This window comes from Streptomyces sp. NPDC053431, assembly GCF_044544925.1.
Lineage (GTDB): Bacteria > Actinomycetota > Actinomycetes > Streptomycetales > Streptomycetaceae > Streptomyces.
This window is the reverse complement of record NZ_JBITXX010000073.1, coordinates 1-1,782: the sequence shown is the minus strand read 5'-3', so window position 1 is coordinate 1,782 and position 1,782 is coordinate 1. Positions and strand designations below refer to the sequence as shown.

At 59.0% G+C, this 1,782-nt stretch carries 2 protein-coding genes and 2 pseudogenes; 1 reads left to right on the top strand and 3 read right to left on the bottom strand.

Annotated elements, in window-relative coordinates:
- Positions 1-138: 138 nt before the first annotated feature.
- Positions 139-240 (top strand): annotated as a pseudogene (locus ACIGXE_RS37695) (transposase); the annotation flags it as partial.
- A gap of 44 nt (positions 241-284) precedes the next feature.
- Here ACIGXE_RS37695 and ACIGXE_RS37690 read toward each other — a convergent pair.
- The 3 genes and pseudogenes from ACIGXE_RS37690 to ACIGXE_RS37680 form a co-directional block, all read right to left on the bottom strand.
- Positions 285-530: pseudogene (locus ACIGXE_RS37690) on the bottom strand (transposase); the annotation flags it as partial.
- Entirely contained in the window at positions 482-934 is a 453-nt protein-coding gene (locus ACIGXE_RS37685; protein ID WP_399754681.1) for a transposase, read from the bottom strand. The pseudogene ACIGXE_RS37690 and the gene ACIGXE_RS37685, both read right to left, overlap by 49 nt.
- Positions 935-992: 58 nt before the next feature.
- Complete coding sequence (locus ACIGXE_RS37680; RefSeq protein WP_399754679.1) at positions 993-1,403, bottom strand: hypothetical protein; 411 nt, start codon at positions 1,401-1,403, stop codon at positions 993-995.
- Positions 1,404-1,782 lie beyond the last annotated feature (379 nt).

The window sequence follows — 1,782 nt, the reverse complement described above, 5'->3', positions numbered from 1 at the left end:
GTCCACACAGTCCGCAAAACAGACACCACGAAACCGAAGGCGAAGAAGTCAACGACCCCACGGCCTCGCCGCACAGGTTAAAGATCAAGCTAGGCCCTGTATCGAAAGTGGATCTTGGGCTGTGAATGATCTTGGTTCATGGGGCGGGGAGATCTCACGGACGGGCAGTGGGCGGTGCTGGAGCCGTTGTTGCCGAAGGGTTCGAAAGCAGGCCGGCCGCCGGTCTGGCCTCGGCGGCGGGTCTCGCCGAAGGTCCGCTCGATGAAGTTGGAGTGCCGGATGCGCTTGTGGTGTTCGGCAGGGAACCGGAGGTAGGTGGTCAGTGAACTCCGGTCGGTCAGCAGGGACTTGACGGCAGCGGGGTAGGTCTTCTCCCACCTGGTGGCGAAGGCGTCGATGCGGCGCTGGACCGCGTCGACGAGCCGCTGGCCGGGCGGAAGACCGAGTTTGGAGGTGTCGAAGATCTCCCAGAACTCCTTCTTCACCGTCTCAAGGTCGTGGCGGCTACCTTCGAGGTGACATTGCGGCATTTGTGGATCAGACACCGCTGGCGCAGACTGCGGCCCAGGACGAGCTCGCAGGCGGAGATGAGGCCCCCTCCGCCATCGGATATCACCAACAGCGGCGGGACCAGGCCCCGGTCAAGGAGCCCCTTAAGGAAACCGGCCCAGGCATCGTGGGACTCCGAGCCGGCGGCCTCCAGGCCGATGAAGACGGGCCTGCCGTCAGTGTCGATGCCCCACGCCGCGAGCACCGGCTCGGCAGGAGCGTTCGGGTGCATGCGGAAGTGCGACGCGTCGATGAACAGGTAGTCCAGCGTGACGCCGGACAAGTCCCGCTCACGCCAGGCGTCGCACTCGGTGCGGATCGCCTGGCAGATGTTCGACACCGTCGACTTCGACAGCGCCGCGTCCGAGCCAAGCGCCTCGGCCATTGTTCGCGGTCACACAAAGCGGTGGGAAAGTAGACTGTTGATCAAACGCACTTACAGCTCACCACCAAACCACGCAGACAAATTTGTAATTATAGGTTGCCGAATAATTCCAATCATTGAGGTTAATATTAGAGGAAATTACTTTACTAGTACAGTTCGTTCCTAGGATCTCCTTACCTGTCACGCCATTCGCTTTATTGTAGAGATTCGCCACCGTTTCGGACGCCCATACAGCTACCATTGGCTGCCCCTCGGCGACCGAATCCGCAAACACGTTAATTGTATAGTAACTGGTGCATTCGGACCTTCCGTGATTGGGGTACCAGGTTGACTGAGAACATACAGGATCGCCTACTGGTACGATGGAACCCGAGTATTTTGCGTAAGCGCTGCCGGCGCTCATGCTGATCAGCGCCGCCGCTGCAGTAAGGGTTCCTGTGATTGCTGCGATTTTTCTCAAGGGAATCACTTTCCATAATCTATGTCGAATTTTCTTTGCGGGAAGACCAGAACACCCCGGCCATTCAGCAGACGGGCCGGCCTTGATTTTTTTGGCCCCCTCCCGTCTCCCACTCCAAATGTGCCATGCGCTGAACAGCGAAAATAGAGAACTGGGTGTCCGCCTCCTGCAAATCCCACTGCATCATCCTGACAGCCGAGCCCCTGGGAGGGCGAAAGGAGACTGCTAGTACTGCAATCACAGTTGTGTGTGGTTGAGTTGGGGTATGGCTGAGCTCGGGGTGAGGTTGGTTGGGGCCTTGACCCCGAATCTTGGACACGGGCTATGCGGCTTGGGTCAGCGTAGTTGATGTTGTTCCGAGCGCTGTCTCGTAAGCGATCGGGCTGCG

What these genes read in the sequence shown, in the direction of transcription:
- ACIGXE_RS37685 (WP_399754681.1), bottom strand. Translation starts at nt 934, where the DNA reads ATGGCCGAGGCGCTTGGCTCGGACGCGGCGCTGTCGAAGTCGACGGTG.